This window comes from Mediterraneibacter sp. 210702-DFI.5.30 (genome assembly GCF_020560115.1).
GTDB lineage: Bacteria > Bacillota > Clostridia > Lachnospirales > Lachnospiraceae > Mediterraneibacter > Mediterraneibacter faecis.
In genome coordinates this window covers 1-236 of record NZ_JAJCME010000172.1, presented here as the reverse complement: position 1 = coordinate 236, position 236 = coordinate 1, and the positions used below count along the sequence as shown (strand labels likewise).

Here is a 236-nt window from a genome sequence, read left to right as displayed (position 1 = left end):
CGATCCAAAACCAGGGGCTGATACTGTGTGATTACGCCAATATTGCGAATGCCTGAATTGACACAGTTACTCATCGTAAAGTCAATAATTCGATAGCGGCCGCCAAATGGTACGGCAGGCTTGGCTTGATTCTGCGTCAGCTTGCCCAGCCGAGTTCCCTTACCGCCGGCCAATACAATCCCTAACATTTCATCATTCATAATCATGGATGGTGGGCTCCATCCAACACCCCTTTC

The 236-nt window shown here is 49.2% G+C and carries 1 protein-coding gene; it reads right to left on the bottom strand.

Annotated elements, in window-relative coordinates; genetic code table 11:
• On the bottom strand, positions 1-200 hold a 200-nt coding region (locus tag LI126_RS15150; protein ID WP_305067623.1), incomplete at its 3' end, for a sugar phosphate nucleotidyltransferase.
• Between the last annotated feature and the right edge of the window lie 36 nt (positions 201-236).